Here is a 16,627-nt window from a genome sequence, read left to right as displayed (position 1 = left end):
AGCATATGAAACACATTGTATTCGCTGGAATTGTCGCGGTTTCCTTGATCGGGGCCGCCAGTACTCAGGCCGAAGATGGTAAGGCGCTTTATGATAAAGATTGCGCCAAGTGCCATGGTGCGGACGGCGCGGGCAAAACCAAGATGGGTGCCAAACTGGGCATCAAGGATTATACCGATGCCAAAGTGCAGGCCGAATTGAAGGATGACAAGGCGATGAAAATCATCAAGGAAGGCCTGAAGGAAGGCGAAAAGACCTTGATGAAGCCCGCTGAAGGCCTGACCGACGACCAGATCAAGTCGTTGATCGCCTACATGCGCACGCTCAAGAAGTAATCGTGGATTTCATGGTCTTCCAGGATATGTTCCTGGAAGACGGATCAGGAGGGCGAGTTAGCTGGTGTGGCCGTCATAAGCATTGACGTGGGCTCTTCTATTTTCTAGCATAGGATATTATGAGTACCGAACAACCGGTTGCCAGTGAGAAAATGCCCTCCTATTTTCGTAACTGGATCAGTTTCGCTGGTCTGGCCCTTGCGGGGGCTAGCTTATTCAGTTTTCTTCTCCTCTTCGTTCTGGATTCCGTGAGGCATGGGCAGAGTCCCTACATGGGGATCTTGACGTACCTTGTGGTGCCCGCCTTTTTAATCGCCGGTTTGGCTTTGACCGGAGTGGGTTGGTGGCTGCGCCGCCGCCAGGTTCGGCGGGATGGTACCCTGGCCGGGGCCAAGGATTTGACCATTGATTTGGCGCACCCGCGGGATCGTAAAATCCTGGTCGGGTTTTCCATCGGTGTCCTATGTTTTTTACTGCTTTCGGCGGTGGGTAGTTATCAGACGTACCATTTCACGGAATCCGTTCAGTTTTGCGGCCAATTGTGTCACACCGTCATGGAACCGGAATTCGTCACCTATCAGCATGGCTCACACGCACGCGTCACCTGCACGGAGTGCCATATCGGTTCCGGGGCAACTTGGTTCGTCCGTTCCAAACTGGCCGGCTCGTATCAAGTGTATGCCACCATGGCCAAAAAATATCCCACCCCGATTCCCACGCCTGTCCATAACCTTCGCCCGGCTCAGGATACCTGTGAACGCTGTCACTGGCCGAAGAAATTCGTGGGTAATTTGGACCGCACGTATAACTATTTTCTGGGTGAAGAAACCAATACGTTCTTTTCCATGCGCATGGTGATGCGGGTGGGTGGGGCGGATCCCTCGCATGGCCCGGTCGGTGGGATTCACTGGCACATGAATGTCGGCAATAAAGTGGAGTACATCGCCACGGACCCCGCCCGGCAGAAAATTCCGTGGGTTCGCACGATCAATGCCCAGGGGGTGGTTACGGAGTACCGCGCCAAGGGGTTCACCAATGACATCAGCCAATACACCCTGCGCAGCATGGATTGCGTGGATTGTCATAATCGTCCCGCCCACGTCTATAAATCTCCAAATGATGCCGTAAACCTGGCGATGTCATTGGGGAAGATTGATGCCCGCCTCCCGTGGGTCAAGACCAATGCAGTGTTTATTTTGACGCAGCCATACGCCACGAAAGAGGCTGCCGCCCAGAAAATTGCCAGCTTCCTCGGTGCCAAATATCCCGGCCCATCCGGCCAGGCCGCCATCGATGTCGTCCAGCAAATCTATCAGGAAAATTTCTTCCCGCTCATGAAGGCCAGTTGGAAAAATTATCCTAACAACATTGGGCATAAGGATTGGCCCGGCTGTTTCCGTTGCCATGACGACAAGCATCTGGCCAAAGATGGCAAACAATCCATCAAGGGCAATGAATGCAATACCTGCCATGTGATTCTGGCCCAAGGCAGTGGCAAGGAACTCGAACAGTTGGAGGCCAAAGGTCAAAAATTTAAACATCCGGGTGGCGATTACGACGGGCTGTGCAATGATTGTCACACGGGTGGACCGTAGGGAGCAACACCATGGTGAACTGCATGCGTAAAATTCTGGTGACCGCATTGGGCTGTCTGACGGTGTCTTTGGCCTCAGTTTTTGGCGCGGAAGCCACCAACACCGCCAAAGTCGAGGTCTTCTCCAATACGGATTGCCTGGATTGTCATTCGGAAAAACAAAGCCGCAAGGTGGACGGCAAAGAAGTACCCTTACCCGCCTTCGCCACCAATAGTTTTCAAGCGTCGGTTCATGGTAAAATGAACTGCGTGGATTGCCATCGGGGGATGAAAGAGCTCGTCCACGAAAGCAAACTTCCCCGGCCACAGTGCACGCAGTGCCACGCACCCCAGGCCAACCATGAGAAAGCGGCAGCGGAATATGGGGATAGTATTCATGGCCGAACATTGGGCAACCTGGTGCTGGCCGCCTGCTCGGATTGTCATGGTTCCCATGATATTGCCACCGTCAAGAGCACCAATTCCCCCGTCTATAAGCTGAACCTGGCGCATACGTGTGCGAAATGCCATGTCAAAGTCGAACAAATCTACCGACAAAGCGTGCATGGGCAGCTTTTGGCCAAGGGTGATAAGCGCGCTCCGGTCTGCATTGATTGCCATCCCGGTCACAAGATCGAGCCGCCGCGCTCCGCGCATTTCAAGCAAACCAGCGACCAACGCTGCGGCGCGTGTCACCAGGACCGTTTGAAGCATTATCGCGACACCTACCATGGCAAGGCCTTGGCGCTTGGGAAGCCCAATGTCGTCCCGGAGGTGGCGGCCTGCTATGATTGCCACGGTCATCACAATGTCTTGCCACCCAGTAATCCCGCCTCGGCGCTTTCCCAGAAGAATATTTTGCAGACGTGCCAGCAATGCCATGCCGACGCCAACCCCAACTTTACCCGGTATATGGCGCACGCCAACCCGCTGGATCGAAAAAACTACCCGATCTTGAATGCCACGTTCGTGTTCATGACGTCGTTGTTACTGGGCGTATTTGTGTTCTTTGGCGCGCATACCCTCTTCTGGCTGGTGCGTTCTGCGCTCCTGTTCCTGCGCGATCCGGCTGCCTATCGTGAAGCCCGAAAGCAGGCCGAACACGGCCAGGATGTCTTTGTGCGCTTCACGCCGTTCCAGCGGTTCCTGCACTTTCTGGTTATCACCAGTTTCCTGACCCTCGTCATTACCGGCATGCCGCTTAAATTCTATTATGCCGATTGGGCCAAGGTCATCTTTCGGTTCTTGGGCGGACCCGAGGCTGCGCGCGTGTTGCACCATTTCGCCGCCCTGATCACCTTCCTGTATTTTGGGCTGCATCTGCTGCAATTAATCGGGCTGGTCTGGCGGCGTCGTTCGGTGGTGGTGGACCCGGCCACGGGTCGGTTCCAGTTTAAGCGCTTGTGGGCGGTGCTTTTTGGACCGGATTCCATGATTCCCAGTTGGTACGATCTCCGGGAGTTCATTGCGCATTACAAGTGGTTCTTTGGCCGCGGGCCCAAACCTGAATTTGATCGCTGGACCTATTGGGAACGGTTTGACTATTTTGCCGTGTTCTGGGGCGTTGCCATCATCGGAACTTCCGGCATGATTCTGTGGTTTCCGCAGTTCTTCTCCAGGTTCCTGCCGGGGTGGATCATTAATATCGCCATGATTATTCATTCGGATGAAGCCCTGCTGGCGGCCGGGTTTATTTTCTCAATCCACTTTTTTAACACCCATTTCCGGTTGGAAAAATTCCCCATGGATACCGTCATCTTCTCGGGGCGCATCTCCAAGGGCGAGTTGGTGCATGAACGCAAGCGCTGGTACGACCGCTTGGTCGCCGCCGGGCGGTTGGAGGATTTCCGCGTCAAAGACGAATGGCAGAGTTGGAAGACGATTGCGCGCATGTTTGGGTTTCTGGCGTTCGGCATTGGGGTTGTGCTGCTGGTGCTGATCATCTACGCGATGGTGTCCAGCCTGCTTTAAATAAGAACCGGCAAAACATTAGCGTTGCCAGCCGGCGGTTTTCTGGTAAGGTCTCGCCATGCCGGAAATTGTACAATATGTGAATCACGGGGCGACGCACATCACGCCGCTGGTCTTGGAAAAGATGCTGCGACAGTTGCCGCTTTGGAAGGTTGAATTCACCCAAATCAGTGCGCCACAGTACCCGCACTTGGTGAACCAACTCGAATTCCTGGCGGATGCGGTCGAGGACTTCGCCGAAGGGGCTGACAAAGAACTACCGTATGTCGCGGTTGCCGAGGCGGTCTTCGCGTTGATGTACGTTCACAAGAAAACCGATATCATCCCGGACTTTGTCGCCAAGCTGGGGCACGGTTCTGATTCCAGCATCGTGCGGGCGGTGCTGATTCAGAATGAACGCGTCTTTGCCGCGTACGCCGCGCGCCACGGGTTGAATTACTCGCGCATCACCAGCAACCCTTGATGGGAGTCGCAGACGACTGAATAACGAGTTGGGCCTGAATTGGAACGCTGGATTGGTTTGTCGTGCTGCTTGAGTATGAGACCCATTCAATTTTCAAATCGCTTGGCGGGAATCGTGGTGGTGGGTTTCGTAGCGGTGCTTTCGTTAAATGCGCAAGCGGCGGTGGAACCGTTTGTTGCTCAAGGGAAGGCTGTTTTGGTAGCCGCTCCGCTACTCTACACCAACGCCTTTCGTGCGCCGGCATGGCGTCCAGGGACAACCCGCGTCCTGTTGGTGACTGGCCAGGAGTATCCCGGACATCCCTGGCGGCAAACCGCGCCCGCGCTGGCGGAGGCGTTGGAAAAAGACGCCCGATTGCAAGTTCAGATGGTGGATGACCCCTATCAACTCAGCACCCTTTCGCTGGATGCCTACCAGACCGTGGTCATCCATTTTATGAACTGGAAAACCAATGCGCCCGACGAAAAGGCGCGGGAAAATCTCCGCCGTGCCGTCGCCGCTGGCAAGGGGTTGGCGTTGGTACACTTCGCCTGCGGCGCGTGGCAGGATTGGCCGGAGTTTGGCCAGCTTGCCGGGCGGGCGTGGAATCCCAAACTGCGCGGGCATGACCCTCGGGGCAAATTCAAAGTGGAAATCGCGGACGCGCAACATTCGATTATGCGCGGACTGGTGGATTTTGAGGCGGACGATGAATTGTACACCTGCTTGGCTGGTGATCGGCCCATCCAGATTTTGGCCAAGGCGCGCTCGAAGGTGGATCAAAAAGAGTACCCGATGGCCTTTGTGTTGCAGTACGGGCAAGGCCGCGTGTTTCACTCCGTTTTGGGGCATGACCTCAAGGCGATTGCGATTCCGGAAGTCCTGGAGTTGTATCGTCGTGGAATCGTCTGGACGGCGGGATTGGCCCCGGTGGCCACTGGGAAATAACGTTGAAGGCTTGCCGACAAGCAGATTTTTATGGATGAGGTGGGCGGGTTATCGGTGGCTTGACGCCCCGCGTTGGCGCAACTAGGCTGGCCGGAATGTTGGCGAAGTAATCGCCAAAAAAATCGAACTAATTACAAATATTTATGAGCGTATTGATCGTTGGTTCCACGGCGTTGGATTCCATTAAGACTCCCAAGGCGGAAAATCCGCGCTTGTTGGGCGGGTCGGCCAGTCATGCGGCGGTGGCCGCCAGTTTTTTCGCGCCCGTCAGGCTGGTCGGCGTCGTGGGTGATGATTTCCCCCAAAAATATATCCAGTTGTATCAGCGCCACGGCATTGACATGGCGGGTTTGCAAATCAAGCCGGGGAAAACCTTCCACTGGTCCGGGGAGTACGAGGTCAACATGAACAACCGTCGCACGCTGACGACGGAGTTGGGCGTGTTTGAAACGTTCAGCCCGGAATTGCCTCCGAGCTACCAAAATACCCCGTATGTCCTGCTGGCCAATATCGCGCCGGCGCTCCAGTCGCATGTGCTGGACCAGATGCGGCGTCCCAAGTTTGTCGTCGCCGACACCATGGACCTGTGGTTGAACATTGCGCTTGCGGATTTGTTAAAACTGCTTAAACGCGTGGATTGCTTTGTGCTGAACGAGAGCGAGGCGGAACATCTGACCAAGGAGGATAATGTCTTTGCCGCGTTCCGCAAACTTCACCAGTTGGGTCCCCGCTATGTCATCATCAAAAAGGGCTCGCACGGCGCCATTCTTTCCGGTCCGCACGGTTTCTTTATCTCGCCCGCTTATCCCCTCAAGAAAGTCGTGGACCCCACCGGCGCGGGCGATTCCTTTGTGGGTGGCTTGATGGGGTATCTCGCGGCGGCCAAGGGCGGACTGGAGGCCAATCTGCGTCGCGCCATCATTCATGGCACCGTGGTGGCCAGTTTTTGCTGCGAGGGTTTTGGGGTGGCCAAAACCGCCGCCGTCACCCGCCAAGACATTGCGCAGCGCGTGCGGGAATTGGAAAAAATGATGAGGTTTTGAACGGCTCCCCCGTGGGTTTTCCGCCCGCCGCCCCGCCCCAAATGCGGAGGCATGCCCAGTTGTCATAACCAGACTTGTCAAAATTGATTTTGACAAGTCTGGTTATGACAACTAAGGTTGGGACATGAATAACGCCAGTTTCATTGGCCGTAAAAACCCGCTCGCCATCCTGCAACAGCAGTATCAGCGATCATCCGGCGCGCTGGCGGTCATTTATGGCCGCCGCCGTGTGGGCAAGACCGAACTCATTCGGCAGTTTATCCATGGCAAGCCGGCCATCTTTTTCACTGGCAAAGAGGCCCCGAGGCAAATTTTGATTGACGATTTTCTGGAGCAGGCCGGGCTGTTTTATGGTCACACGCTGGCGAGTCCGGGCGAGGTATCCAGTTGGAAAGCCGCGCTGGGGCTGGCGGTGGCGGGTGCGCGCAAGGGGGCGCGGCTGGTGTTGGTGTTTGATGAGATTCAGTGGGCCGCCAGTGAAAAGGCCTCCCCCGAGTTGATCAGCACCCTGCAGGAGCTGTGGGATCATCAGTGGCAGCGGGACGGGCGCATCATGCTGATTCTGTGCAGTTCATTCATTGGCTATAGCGAACGCCTGTTGGGCAGTAAGAGCCCGCTGTTTGGCCGCACCACCGCGCAGATTCAACTGCAGCCACTCAGCCCGGCCGAGGCGGCCCAGTTTCATCCGGGGTACTCCCTGACCCATCAAGCCCAAGCCTACTTCATCACCGGGGGGGTACCGTTGTATCACCGGTACTTTGAGTCCGGGAAATCCATTGAGCAGAATTTGATCGCTCATTTTTTGACCCCGTCCAGTCCGTTGTTCCGGGAAGGCGACTTTCTGTTGCGCGAGGAATTCAAGGAGTTGCCGAGTTATTTTGCCATCCTGACGGTACTGGCCGGGTATCGCCAGCGCCACAAGGCGGTACTGGAGCAGACCGGGCTTTCTGATCTTCAGTATTATTTGCACCGGCTGTCCGAGTTGAACTATGTGCGGCGGGTCTGGCCGCTGGCGTCCCGCAGTCCGCGGACCGAGGTGTATTTTGAAATTCAAGACCCGTTCCTGCGGTTTTGGTTTCGCTTCCTGTTCAAGCGACTCTCCGCCATTGACCAGTTCGGCCCCGAGGCCGCCTTCGAGCGTCTGATCAAGCCGCAACTCGACGCGTTTTTTGGTGAGTGTTTTGAGGGGTTTTGCCGTGACCGCATGGCCGGGGTGTATATTCAACAGGAGAAGTTAACCTGCCCGTTCAAGGTGGGGGAGTACTGGAAAACCGGGAAAGTGCAAATTGATGTCGTGGGGCAGCGTGACGATGGCTGGACGGATCTTGGCGAGTGCAAGTGGGGGCGGGTGCGCAGCCTGCCGGACGCCCTTGGCGAGTTGGAGGCCAAAGTGGCACTCTACCCGTTGGCGGCGGGACAATCCGTGGGCCGGCGCCTGTTTCTGCATCATCCACCCAAAACCCGCCTGCCCGGCCCGGTGAAGGTGCATTCGTTGGCGGACTTGTACCAATTGGGCTAAGGTCGAGTTGTCAAAACCAGACTTGTCAAAACTAGTTTTGACAAGTCTGAATGTGGCAATGGCCATGACCTTGAAAATGAGAAACCGGGCGGAGAGTATGAGCTACCCCCCGCCCGGCATTGAGGAGCCATGGTCAGATGGCTGCTGAAATCTTCCGGTATTGATGCTCCCGCGCCCAACGCGCCAGTTGCTTCAACTCATCCAGACAGCGGCGCACCGATTTCACGGTGATGGGACTGGCGGTGCGCGGCAGACCGTTGGGTGAAGTGCCCAGTTCGCGCAGCGGGCTCGCGCATTGGGTGGCGATCATTTCGTCGGTTACCGACGCCGCCTTGCAAAGCAGGTCGTCCGCTTCAAATTCAAATTGGCCCTGCTTTGGTTGATACCCGAACAGTTTGGACATGATGATCCGCCCGGCGTTGTTTGGCATGGTGACCTCCGGCGGCCCGCTTTGGGCGCTGGCATTCTGGAGGATGGGGATGCGCACCACCTTGACGGCCGGCTGGCCCGCATAATATTCCCGTTCAAAAGGTCCCGTCACAATCCCTGCCTCATTCAGGGCGGCGTTGATCGCGGTTTCCAGGGTTTCGCTTTGTCCGGCAAATCGCAGCGGCGGATAAAAATTGATGGCTCCGGTGGCTTCAAACGGGTTGCTGTCGCGCGAATGCATGAAGAAATCCACGAAGCGCGGATCCCATTCCACGTGGTTGGCCGCAAAGAATGGGTGGATCACCTTGACGGTCAGGTATTGGCACAGCGCCCAAAGATGGTGGGTGTGCTGCGCATTATTCTCTTCCGGCAACGAAAATCTTAGGCCCATAATATGCTCACTTTCTGTTTGTTTCTGCGTTTTCAGTTTCCGAATGAGAATTTCATCAGTCATTCTGATGCACTCTCATTCATGTTTATAAGGATAAGCAAAATGGATGCCAACCGTTAATATATTCATAACACGTTAAACTTAAGCACATTATAAAACTGTTGCGTTTTGATAAAACTATCCTTATGATAGCTTTGCTATCAAATTGATAGAAAAGCATGAAAGCCGTTGATCTTAACCTTGCCGAATTGGTGGATTTTGCCCATGGCCGCGTGGCCCTTCATGGGCGGCGGTTGATTTTGCATGACCTCCATGCCTTGGCGTTGTTTCGCCGGGATTTGATGGAGATGTTGGGCGAAGAACAGGCGCAACGGATTCTAACCCGAAAAGGTTATTTTTGGGGGCAGACCGATGCCGCCGCCATGCAGCGGATGTTTCAGTGGGATAGCACGGCGGAATGGTTGAAAGCGGCAGTAATGTTATTGCGGATCCATGGGCTGGCCGAGGCCGAGATGAACATTCGACATCTGGATGAGGCGCAGGCGCGGGTTGAGATTGATATTCTGTGGCGCAATGCCTCGGAAGTGGAGCAGCACCTGTCGGTGATCGGCAAGGCCCCTTATCCGATTTGTTGGGCACTCGTGGGGTATGCCAGCGGGTACGCTTCATTTTGCCTCGGCAAGCCTGTGTATTTCGTGGAGATGCAGTGTCAGGCCACCGGCGTGCCCTGCTGCAAATCCGTGGGCAAGGACTTGGAATCCTGGGGACGGGAGATCGAGCCGTACCTGGCGTTTTTCCAGGCGGCGGACTTGCAGAAAACGGTGCGTGAACTGGCGGAGCAGGTGACCCAACAGCAGGAGGAGTTGGCCCAGCGCCGCCAGCAGATGGAGGAAAAAAACGAAACCCGTGTCAACCTGGCGGTGGAGGCGCGGAGTCCGGCCTTTCAAAAAACCATCGAACTCGCGGGGCGGGTGGCCAAGTTTGATACCACGGTGCTCGTCACCGGCGAAACCGGTTGCGGCAAGGAGGTGCTGGCGCGGTATATTCATCAGAATTCCACGCGCGCCAGCCGGCCTATGCTGGCCGTCAATTGTTCCGCCTTGCCGGAAACGCTGTTGGAAAGCGAATTGTTTGGTTACCGGGCCGGCGCCTTTACCGGCGCGGTGCGCAATCACGCTGGTTTATTTGAAGAAGCCAGTGGGGGTACGCTATTGCTGGATGAGATTGGCGACATTACTCCGGCGATGCAGGCCAAATTGTTACGGGTGTTGCAGGAGCGGGAAATCAAGCGGGTGGGCGAATCCCAAAGCCGGCCTGTGGATGTGCGGGTGGTTTCGGCCACCAATCAGAACCTCGAAAAATTGGTCAAGGAAGGCCGGTTTCGCGAGGATTTGTTCTATCGGTTGCACGTGGTGCATATCCGCATCCCGCCGTTGCGCGAGCGGCACGATGATATTCTGCCCCTGACCCGGTATTTCATGAAACGCTGTGCCGAACGTCTCAAGCTGCCTGATTTGCGCCTGGCACCGGCCTGCGTGGACAGGTTGCTCCAGCATCCCTGGCCGGGTAACGTCCGGGAATTGGAGAATGCGATTGAACATGCCGCCGTCATGTGTAATGGGCGGATGATTACCCCCGATCTTTTACCCATTGCGGAGGTTCGGGTTGTGGCGGAGGGGGCTGCGGCCTCGCCGTATCGCAGTTTGGCGGAAATGGAATTGGAGCACATCCGCCAGGTGCTGGAACTGACCGGTGGCAATCGCGGCGAAGCCGCCCGGATTCTTAAAATCGGCGAGGCCACCCTGTATCGGAAGCTCAGACAGATGGAATCACCCACCGGTTGAAAATCATGTGGTGAGCAATTGACTAAATGCAAAAAATCACGCAACCTGAATTCTCCATGCGGAAATTGATAAATAGTTTATTGGTGATGCTGGTTTGGACGCTGCCGGTGGCGGCGCAGTCCAACCCGCAAACGGTGCGCTCTATTGCGATGCAGGAATGCATTGAAATGGCGTTAAAACACAACTTCGATCTCAAAATCGAACGATTCAACCCGAAGATTGCGCTGGACGCCGTCCAAAGCGCCGAAGGACTTTACGATCCGACTCTTTCAGTGGCGTCCGGACGCAATTACGCGAATTCAGTTGTCACTGGCCAAAAAAACTATACGGATTCATTAAGTGCCAGTCTCAGCGGGCAGGGGCCTTATGGTCTTCAGTATGCATTGCCGCTCAATTTCACCAGCGGTGGGTTTGGACATGGACTTGACACGCAGGGTTATACCGGGAGTGGCGGCCTTAGCGTGGTCCAACCAATTCTCAAAGGCGCCCTGATTGATGGGCCGCGGTACAGTCTGCTGGTTTCCCGTAAGACTCTGAAAATGTCCGAGTATGCGCTGCGTTTCCAATTACAAACCGTTATTACTAGCGTGCGGGTGGCATATTACGATCTGGTGTTCGCCCGTGAGTCGGTAAAGGTGCAGGAAAAAGCCTTGGAACTTGCCGAGCGGTTGCAGGCGGACAACAAAGCCAAGGTTAAAGCAGGAACATTGCCGCCATTGGATGAGAAGCAGGCCGAATCCCAGGTGGCGACCACCCGGGCGGACTTGCTGGCCGCCAAACAGGCGTTGACGAGCCAGGAAAACCTTCTGAAAAACCTCATTGTGGATGATTTGACCACGTGGCACAAATTGACCCTGACGCCAGCGGAGCAATTAGTCGCCGCTCCGGCTTCGTTTGATGTCAGTGAAAGCTGGAAAACCGGGCTGGCTACGCGTCCCGACCTGGCGCAAATGCGGATTGATCTGGAACGCTATGACCTGGATATTCAATTCTATAAAAATCAAACCCTTCCCGATTTGAGTTTTGTCGGAAGATATGGACTGGCCGCCAGCGGACGACATGAAAGCAGCATTGAAACGGGGCTGCGCGAGGGCGACCACCCTTATTATTATTACGGGATGCAACTGAATATTCCCTTGTTCAATCGCAAAGCAAAATCGGACTATCGCAAGAGCAAGGATCAACGGGCGCAAGCGGAATTGCGCGTGCAGCAGGCGGAGCAGGTTGTGCTGGTGACCATTGATAATGCCATTAGCCTGGCGCGCAGCAGTTTTGATTCGGTTGCCGCCACGCGTCAGGCGCGCGAATACGCCGAGCTGGCCTTGGAAGCAGAACAGAAAAAGCTGGAAAATGGCAAGAGCACCAGTTTCTTCGTGCTGCAATTCCAACGGGATCTCACGCGCGCCCGTTCCGAAGAGATCCGGGCGCTGGCTGATTATAACAAGGCCTTGGCGCGCGTCGCCCAAGCGGAGGGCACGGCGATGGAAAAAGCGGGCGTTAACATCCAGGTGAAATAGCCGGGTTCTTGCGCGTTTACGCGCTATGAACCCGCTTGCGGGTATGCCTCTTCCCATCACTTCACAGCCGCGTGTGCGCGTGGACGGCAAGTTTTTCCGCCTGGGCGATCAGAAATTTTATCTGAAAGGCGTGACCTATGGTCCGTTCGCGCCGGACGCCCAGGGCGAGACCTTTGCCAGTCCCGAACAAACCCGCCGTGATTTTGCGTTACTGCGCGATTTAGGCGCCAACGTCGTGCGCGTGTATCATGTGCCGCAGCGGTGGTTGCTCGATCTGGCCTTGGAATACGGCCTGCGTCTGCTGATTGATATTCCATGGAACAAGCACGTTTGTTTTCTGGATTCCACCAACGAGAAGAAAGCCGCCCGCTTGGCGGTGCAAGAAGCCGCCCGCATGGGAGCCGGTCACCCGGCGGTGTTTGCGTATAGCGTGGTGAATGAAATTCCACCGGACATCGTTCGCTGGAGTGGCGCGCGGCGGATTGCCGAATTCATTGATGACTTGGTTGAAGAGGTGAAAGACATTGATCCGGAATGCCTGTGTACCTTCACGAATTATCCACCCACGGAATATCTGCGCCCGCAGAATCTGGATTTCTTTTGCTTTAACGTCTATCTGCATCATCGGCGGCCATTTGAAAACTACTTGGCCCGCCTGCAAATGATCGCCGATTCCAAACCGATCATCCTTGGGGAATTTGGGGTGGATTCCATCCGCGAGGGAGAAGAGCGCAAATGCGAATTGCTGGGTTGGCAAATTGAGGACGCGTTTCGTGGTGGGTTGGCCGGAACGGTGGTTTTCAGCTTTACGGATGACTGGTGGCGGGCAGGGCAGCGGGTGAGCGATTGGGCCATGGGGATCACCACGCGTGACCGGCTACCCAAGGCATCCTTTGAGACGGTCAAGCAGGCCTTTGCGATCGCACCGCATTTCCCGTTGATCCAGTGTCCCAAAGTTTCGGTGGTGGTGGCCAGCTACAATGGCGGACGCACTTTGAAAGCGTGTCTGGATTCGCTGGGTAAATTGAATTATCCCAATTACGAGGTTATCCTGGTGGATGACGGCAGTACGGATGCCACGCCGCAAATCGCCTCGCTTTATCACAACATTCGTTACATCCGGCATGAAAACCGGGGACTTTCGGTGGCGCGCAATACCGGCATCGCGCTTGCCGAGGGCGAGATTGTCGCCTTTACTGATTCCGACTGCCGGGCGGATGAGGATTGGCTGTATTATCTGGTTGGGGATTTGACCAGCAGCAAATTCACCGGCATTGGCGGGCATAATTTCCTGCCGCCGGAAGATTCGTTGATCGCCGCCGCCGTGATGGCCTCGCCGGGCGGTCCGGCGCATGTGATGTTGAATGACCGTCTGGCCGAACACATTCCCGGTTGTAACATGGCCTTCTACAAATGGGCGCTGGATGAAATCGGTGGATTTGACCCCATTTACCGGAAAGCAGGTGACGATGTGGATGTGTGCTGGCGTCTGCAACAGCGCGGCTATCGCATCGGTTTTACGCCGGCGGGGTTTGTCTGGCACTACCGTCGCTCCACCGTCAACGCCTATCTGAAACAACAGGGAGGTTATGGTGAAGCGGAGGCGCTGTTGGTGCGCAAGCACCCCGAGTATTTCAGTTCGCTAGGTGGCAGCATTTGGGCCGGGCGCATTTATACGGCGGCCAAGCTGGGGGTGGCAACCCGCAAAAACATCATTTATCACGGTGTTTTTGGCAGCGCGCTGTTTCAGTCCCTGTACGAAGCTCCTCCCGCCATGACGCTGATGCTCATGACCAGTTTCGAGTATCACATTCTGTTCACGCTGCCGCTGTTTGTGTTGTCGGTGCCATTCCGGTTCCTGTTGCCGGTGGCCATCACCAGTTTTCTGATCTCTCTGGGCATTTGTGTGGCTGCGGCGTTCCAGGCAGAATTACCTCGTAATAAGCGGGCGTTCTGGTCCAAGCCATTGATTGCGCTGCTCTATTTTCTCCAACCGTTCGCGCGTGGTTGGGCGCGTTACAAAGGCCGACTTACGTATCGTCCCACGCCCTCCGGTGCGCATGAAAAGCTCGATTCCATGGCGCTCAAAGACAGTGGCGAAGCCCTGGACGAAATCCAATACTGGGCGGATACTTGGGTGGATCGCATTGAATTTATCAACGACATCCTGAACCGGTTGGATGCCGAAGGCTGGCAAAGCAAGCCGGATGGTGGTTGGAACGAATACGATATCGAAATTTTTGGCAGCCGTTGGAGCACCGTGCAGTTTACCACTGTGGCGGAGCTGTATTCCCAGGGCAAACAACTCTACCGCTGCCGGCTTAAGACGGAATGGTCGTTGCCCGCCAAGGTCACCTTCTGGGGCACGCTGGCATTTGAATTATTGATCATCGGTTTTGTGGGGAAGGAAATCGCGTGGATCTGGCTGTTGTTGCTGACCATGCCCGCCTTGGCGTGGTTCCTGAATCAGGAACAGCGCAACTTGCAGAGCTTGATGGTTGTTTTCATGAACGAAGTCGCGCGTAAACGCGGTATGATTAAAATTACCCACCCTTCGGAAGGTAAAAAATCGGGTGAAGACACGGTACCTCCCAAAAAGACTGAGCCAGTGAAAAAAACATGACCCCATATCTTGATTTGTTACGGCTGGTATTGGAGCAGGGCCAACTGCGCACCGACCGTACGGGTACTGGCACCCGGTCCTGGTTTGGCGCGCAAGCCCGTTTCCCACTGAGCGATGGTTTCCCGCTGCTCACCACGAAGAAGGTTCATTTCAAGTCCATCGCTTATGAATTGCTGTGGTTTCTGCGTGGTGATACCAATGTGCGATGGCTCCAACAGCATGGCGTGACGATTTGGGACGAATGGGCGGATGCGAACGGCAACTTGGGCAGTGTTTATGGGGCGCAATGGCGCAAGTGGCGCACTCCGGATGGTCGGGAGATTGACCAAATCCAACAGGTCCTTGATCTCATTAAGACGAAGCCCGACAGCCGTCGGATCATTGTCAGCGCTTGGAACCCGGCGGAAATAAGCTCGATGGCCCTGCCGCCCTGCCACACCCTGTTCCAGTTTTACGTCAGTGGGGATCAATTGGATTGCCAACTGTATCAACGCAGCGCCGATTTGTTCCTGGGTGTTCCCTTCAACATCGCCTCCTATGCGTTACTGACCATGATGGTCGCGCAGGTGTGCGGCCTGAAGCCCGGTACCTTTGTGCATACGTTCGGCGATCTGCACCTCTACCAAAACCATTTGGAACAAGCCCGCCTGCAGCTTTCCCGTGTACCCAAGCCCCTCCCGACCTTAAAGTTGAATCCGCGTGTCACCAACCTGTTTGAATTCCAATACGAGGATATCGAGTTGATCGGTTACGATCCGCATCCCGCCATCAAAGCGCCGATTGCGGTTTGATGCGGGCTCATCCAGTCCCTGAAAATTACGAAATTTTTCACGAATTGCAGTAACCAACACCTTCCGTGAAAGTTTTTTTATTTTATCTATTTCTTGGTTATAGACGCTGACCTGGCGCTTCCTCGCCCGGCGCGCGCGGGGCAAAAGAGTTTCAGCCTCACCCCAACCCAGTACCAACATATTAAATAATAAGCATTTTATATACCAATCTAGATTCCATCAACCGCTTAGGTAATAAGCCTATTCCGCCTGAACCTCAACCTTTTGCATCGCGGCGCGCAGGTGGGCGAGGGCGGCCTGGTAATTTTTTTGGCCGACGTATTCGAACCCCAAGGGGGTATCGTGCGTTGTGTTTCGACGACGAGTTGTGCGAGTGGTACCACCGCGATTCCTTTCCCCAGCGGATAAGGAAATTTGACACCTTGAAAATCCACCATGCAATGGTGGATTTTCAAGGTGAAGAACAGTGTAATGGATTATCTTCTTTGTTATTTATAAATAGTAATAATATCAGAACAGCACAGATCCCAAATCCCCTATGGCTTCCTTAGCCGATAGTACTTTGTTCTTTGATCTGTCCAGTCAGTGACCGCTTTTGTATCGTTGATAAACACCGGGGGATACGGGAAAGGTCTCCATGACTCCGGAGCAAAATTTGTAGTCGCATACTCCAAGATGAAATTGGTCGCTAATGTTGTTGCCCACGTAATTTGATTAAAACTTTGAGATCTGGATATTTCAAGGACTGGCATGGATTGATTCAACATTACTACAATACTGTTTTCGTTGTACGCTGTAAGCGCAATATCCGGTGCCCCGTCCCGATTGAAATCGCCAACACCAATGGTGCCGCGTCGAGTCGCGCCTGAAGCCACTGTCATTTTCAAGCCAACAGTGAAGGTTGCATCTCCACGCCCAAGCAGTACGACAACATTGGAGTTTCCCCGGATAATCAAATCAAGCTTCTTGTCACAATTGAAATCGGCGCACGCAATACTGCAGGGCGCAAAACCTAAGTACTCGATGGCGTTAATAAAATGACGTATTAAATTACATCTTTCTGCCCAGGATGCTAGGTGTTATGTATGTTTAAAACACATACATAATATGCCTAGGAAAAGTCCATATCAAATCGTACTCTCGCAACAATGTCACCGGGCAGATCAAAACCAGCCATTAATGGGCAGATCAAAACCAGCCA

12 protein-coding genes are annotated in these 16,627 nt (G+C 54.7%); 11 read left to right on the top strand and 1 reads right to left on the bottom strand.

The window, feature by feature from the left end; genetic code table 11:
- Positions 1-5 precede the first annotated feature (5 nt).
- The 7 genes from WCO56_16075 to WCO56_16045 all read left to right on the top strand — a co-directional run bounded on the left by WCO56_16075 (position 6) and on the right by WCO56_16045 (position 7,831).
- Positions 6-335, top strand: coding sequence for a cytochrome c (locus WCO56_16075; protein ID MEI7731095.1), 330 nt, complete (start codon positions 6-8; stop codon positions 333-335).
- A gap of 119 nt (positions 336-454) precedes the next feature.
- Positions 455-1,930: a NapC/NirT family cytochrome c gene (locus tag WCO56_16070; protein MEI7731094.1), complete on the top strand. Its 1,476-nt coding sequence runs from the start codon at positions 455-457 to the stop codon at positions 1,928-1,930.
- A gap of 23 nt (positions 1,931-1,953) precedes the next feature.
- Entirely contained in the window at positions 1,954-3,879 is a 1,926-nt protein-coding gene (locus WCO56_16065) for a hypothetical protein (protein ID MEI7731093.1), read from the top strand.
- A gap of 58 nt (positions 3,880-3,937) precedes the next feature.
- Entirely contained in the window at positions 3,938-4,342 is a 405-nt protein-coding gene (locus WCO56_16060; protein ID MEI7731092.1) for a hypothetical protein, read from the top strand.
- A 75-nt stretch (positions 4,343-4,417) separates the two neighbouring features.
- A complete protein-coding gene (locus WCO56_16055; GenBank protein MEI7731091.1) occupies positions 4,418-5,269 on the top strand; it encodes a ThuA domain-containing protein in 852 nt (283 codons plus the stop codon).
- Between the two features lie 143 nt (positions 5,270-5,412).
- The gene (locus tag WCO56_16050) at positions 5,413-6,312 is read left to right on the top strand and encodes a PfkB family carbohydrate kinase (GenBank protein ID MEI7731090.1); all 900 of its coding nucleotides are present in this window, start codon (positions 5,413-5,415) and stop codon (positions 6,310-6,312) included.
- A gap of 124 nt (positions 6,313-6,436) precedes the next feature.
- Complete coding sequence (locus WCO56_16045) at positions 6,437-7,831, top strand: ATP-binding protein (GenBank protein ID MEI7731089.1); 1,395 nt, start codon at positions 6,437-6,439, stop codon at positions 7,829-7,831.
- A 133-nt stretch (positions 7,832-7,964) separates the two neighbouring features.
- Here the strand turns inward: WCO56_16045 and WCO56_16040 are convergent, their stop codons facing one another.
- Positions 7,965-8,651, bottom strand: a complete 687-nt coding sequence (locus tag WCO56_16040) for a hypothetical protein (GenBank protein ID MEI7731088.1) — start codon at positions 8,649-8,651, stop codon at positions 7,965-7,967.
- A 218-nt stretch (positions 8,652-8,869) separates the two neighbouring features.
- Here WCO56_16040 and WCO56_16035 point away from each other — a divergent pair, with 218 nt between their 5' ends.
- From WCO56_16035 to WCO56_16020, 4 genes are read left to right on the top strand one after another with little or no spacing between them, the layout of a single operon-like run.
- Entirely contained in the window at positions 8,870-10,495 is a 1,626-nt protein-coding gene (locus WCO56_16035; GenBank protein MEI7731087.1) for a sigma 54-interacting transcriptional regulator, read from the top strand.
- A gap of 56 nt (positions 10,496-10,551) precedes the next feature.
- Positions 10,552-12,012 carry a TolC family protein gene (locus WCO56_16030; protein MEI7731086.1) on the top strand — a complete coding sequence of 487 codons (1,461 nt, stop codon included), beginning with the start codon at positions 10,552-10,554 and terminating at the stop codon, positions 12,010-12,012.
- A gap of 43 nt (positions 12,013-12,055) precedes the next feature.
- Complete coding sequence (locus WCO56_16025) at positions 12,056-14,635, top strand: glycosyltransferase (protein MEI7731085.1); 2,580 nt, start codon at positions 12,056-12,058, stop codon at positions 14,633-14,635.
- Positions 14,632-15,426 carry a thymidylate synthase gene (locus WCO56_16020; protein MEI7731084.1) on the top strand — a complete coding sequence of 265 codons (795 nt, stop codon included), beginning with the start codon at positions 14,632-14,634 and terminating at the stop codon, positions 15,424-15,426. The genes WCO56_16025 and WCO56_16020 overlap by 4 nt, the downstream gene beginning before the upstream one ends.
- The last annotated feature ends 1,201 nt before the right edge of the window (positions 15,427-16,627 follow it).

Source organism: Verrucomicrobiota bacterium (assembly GCA_037139415.1).
Classification (GTDB): domain Bacteria; phylum Verrucomicrobiota; class Verrucomicrobiia; order Limisphaerales; family Fontisphaeraceae; genus JBAXGN01.
This window is presented reverse-complemented; position numbering and strand designations above follow the sequence as displayed.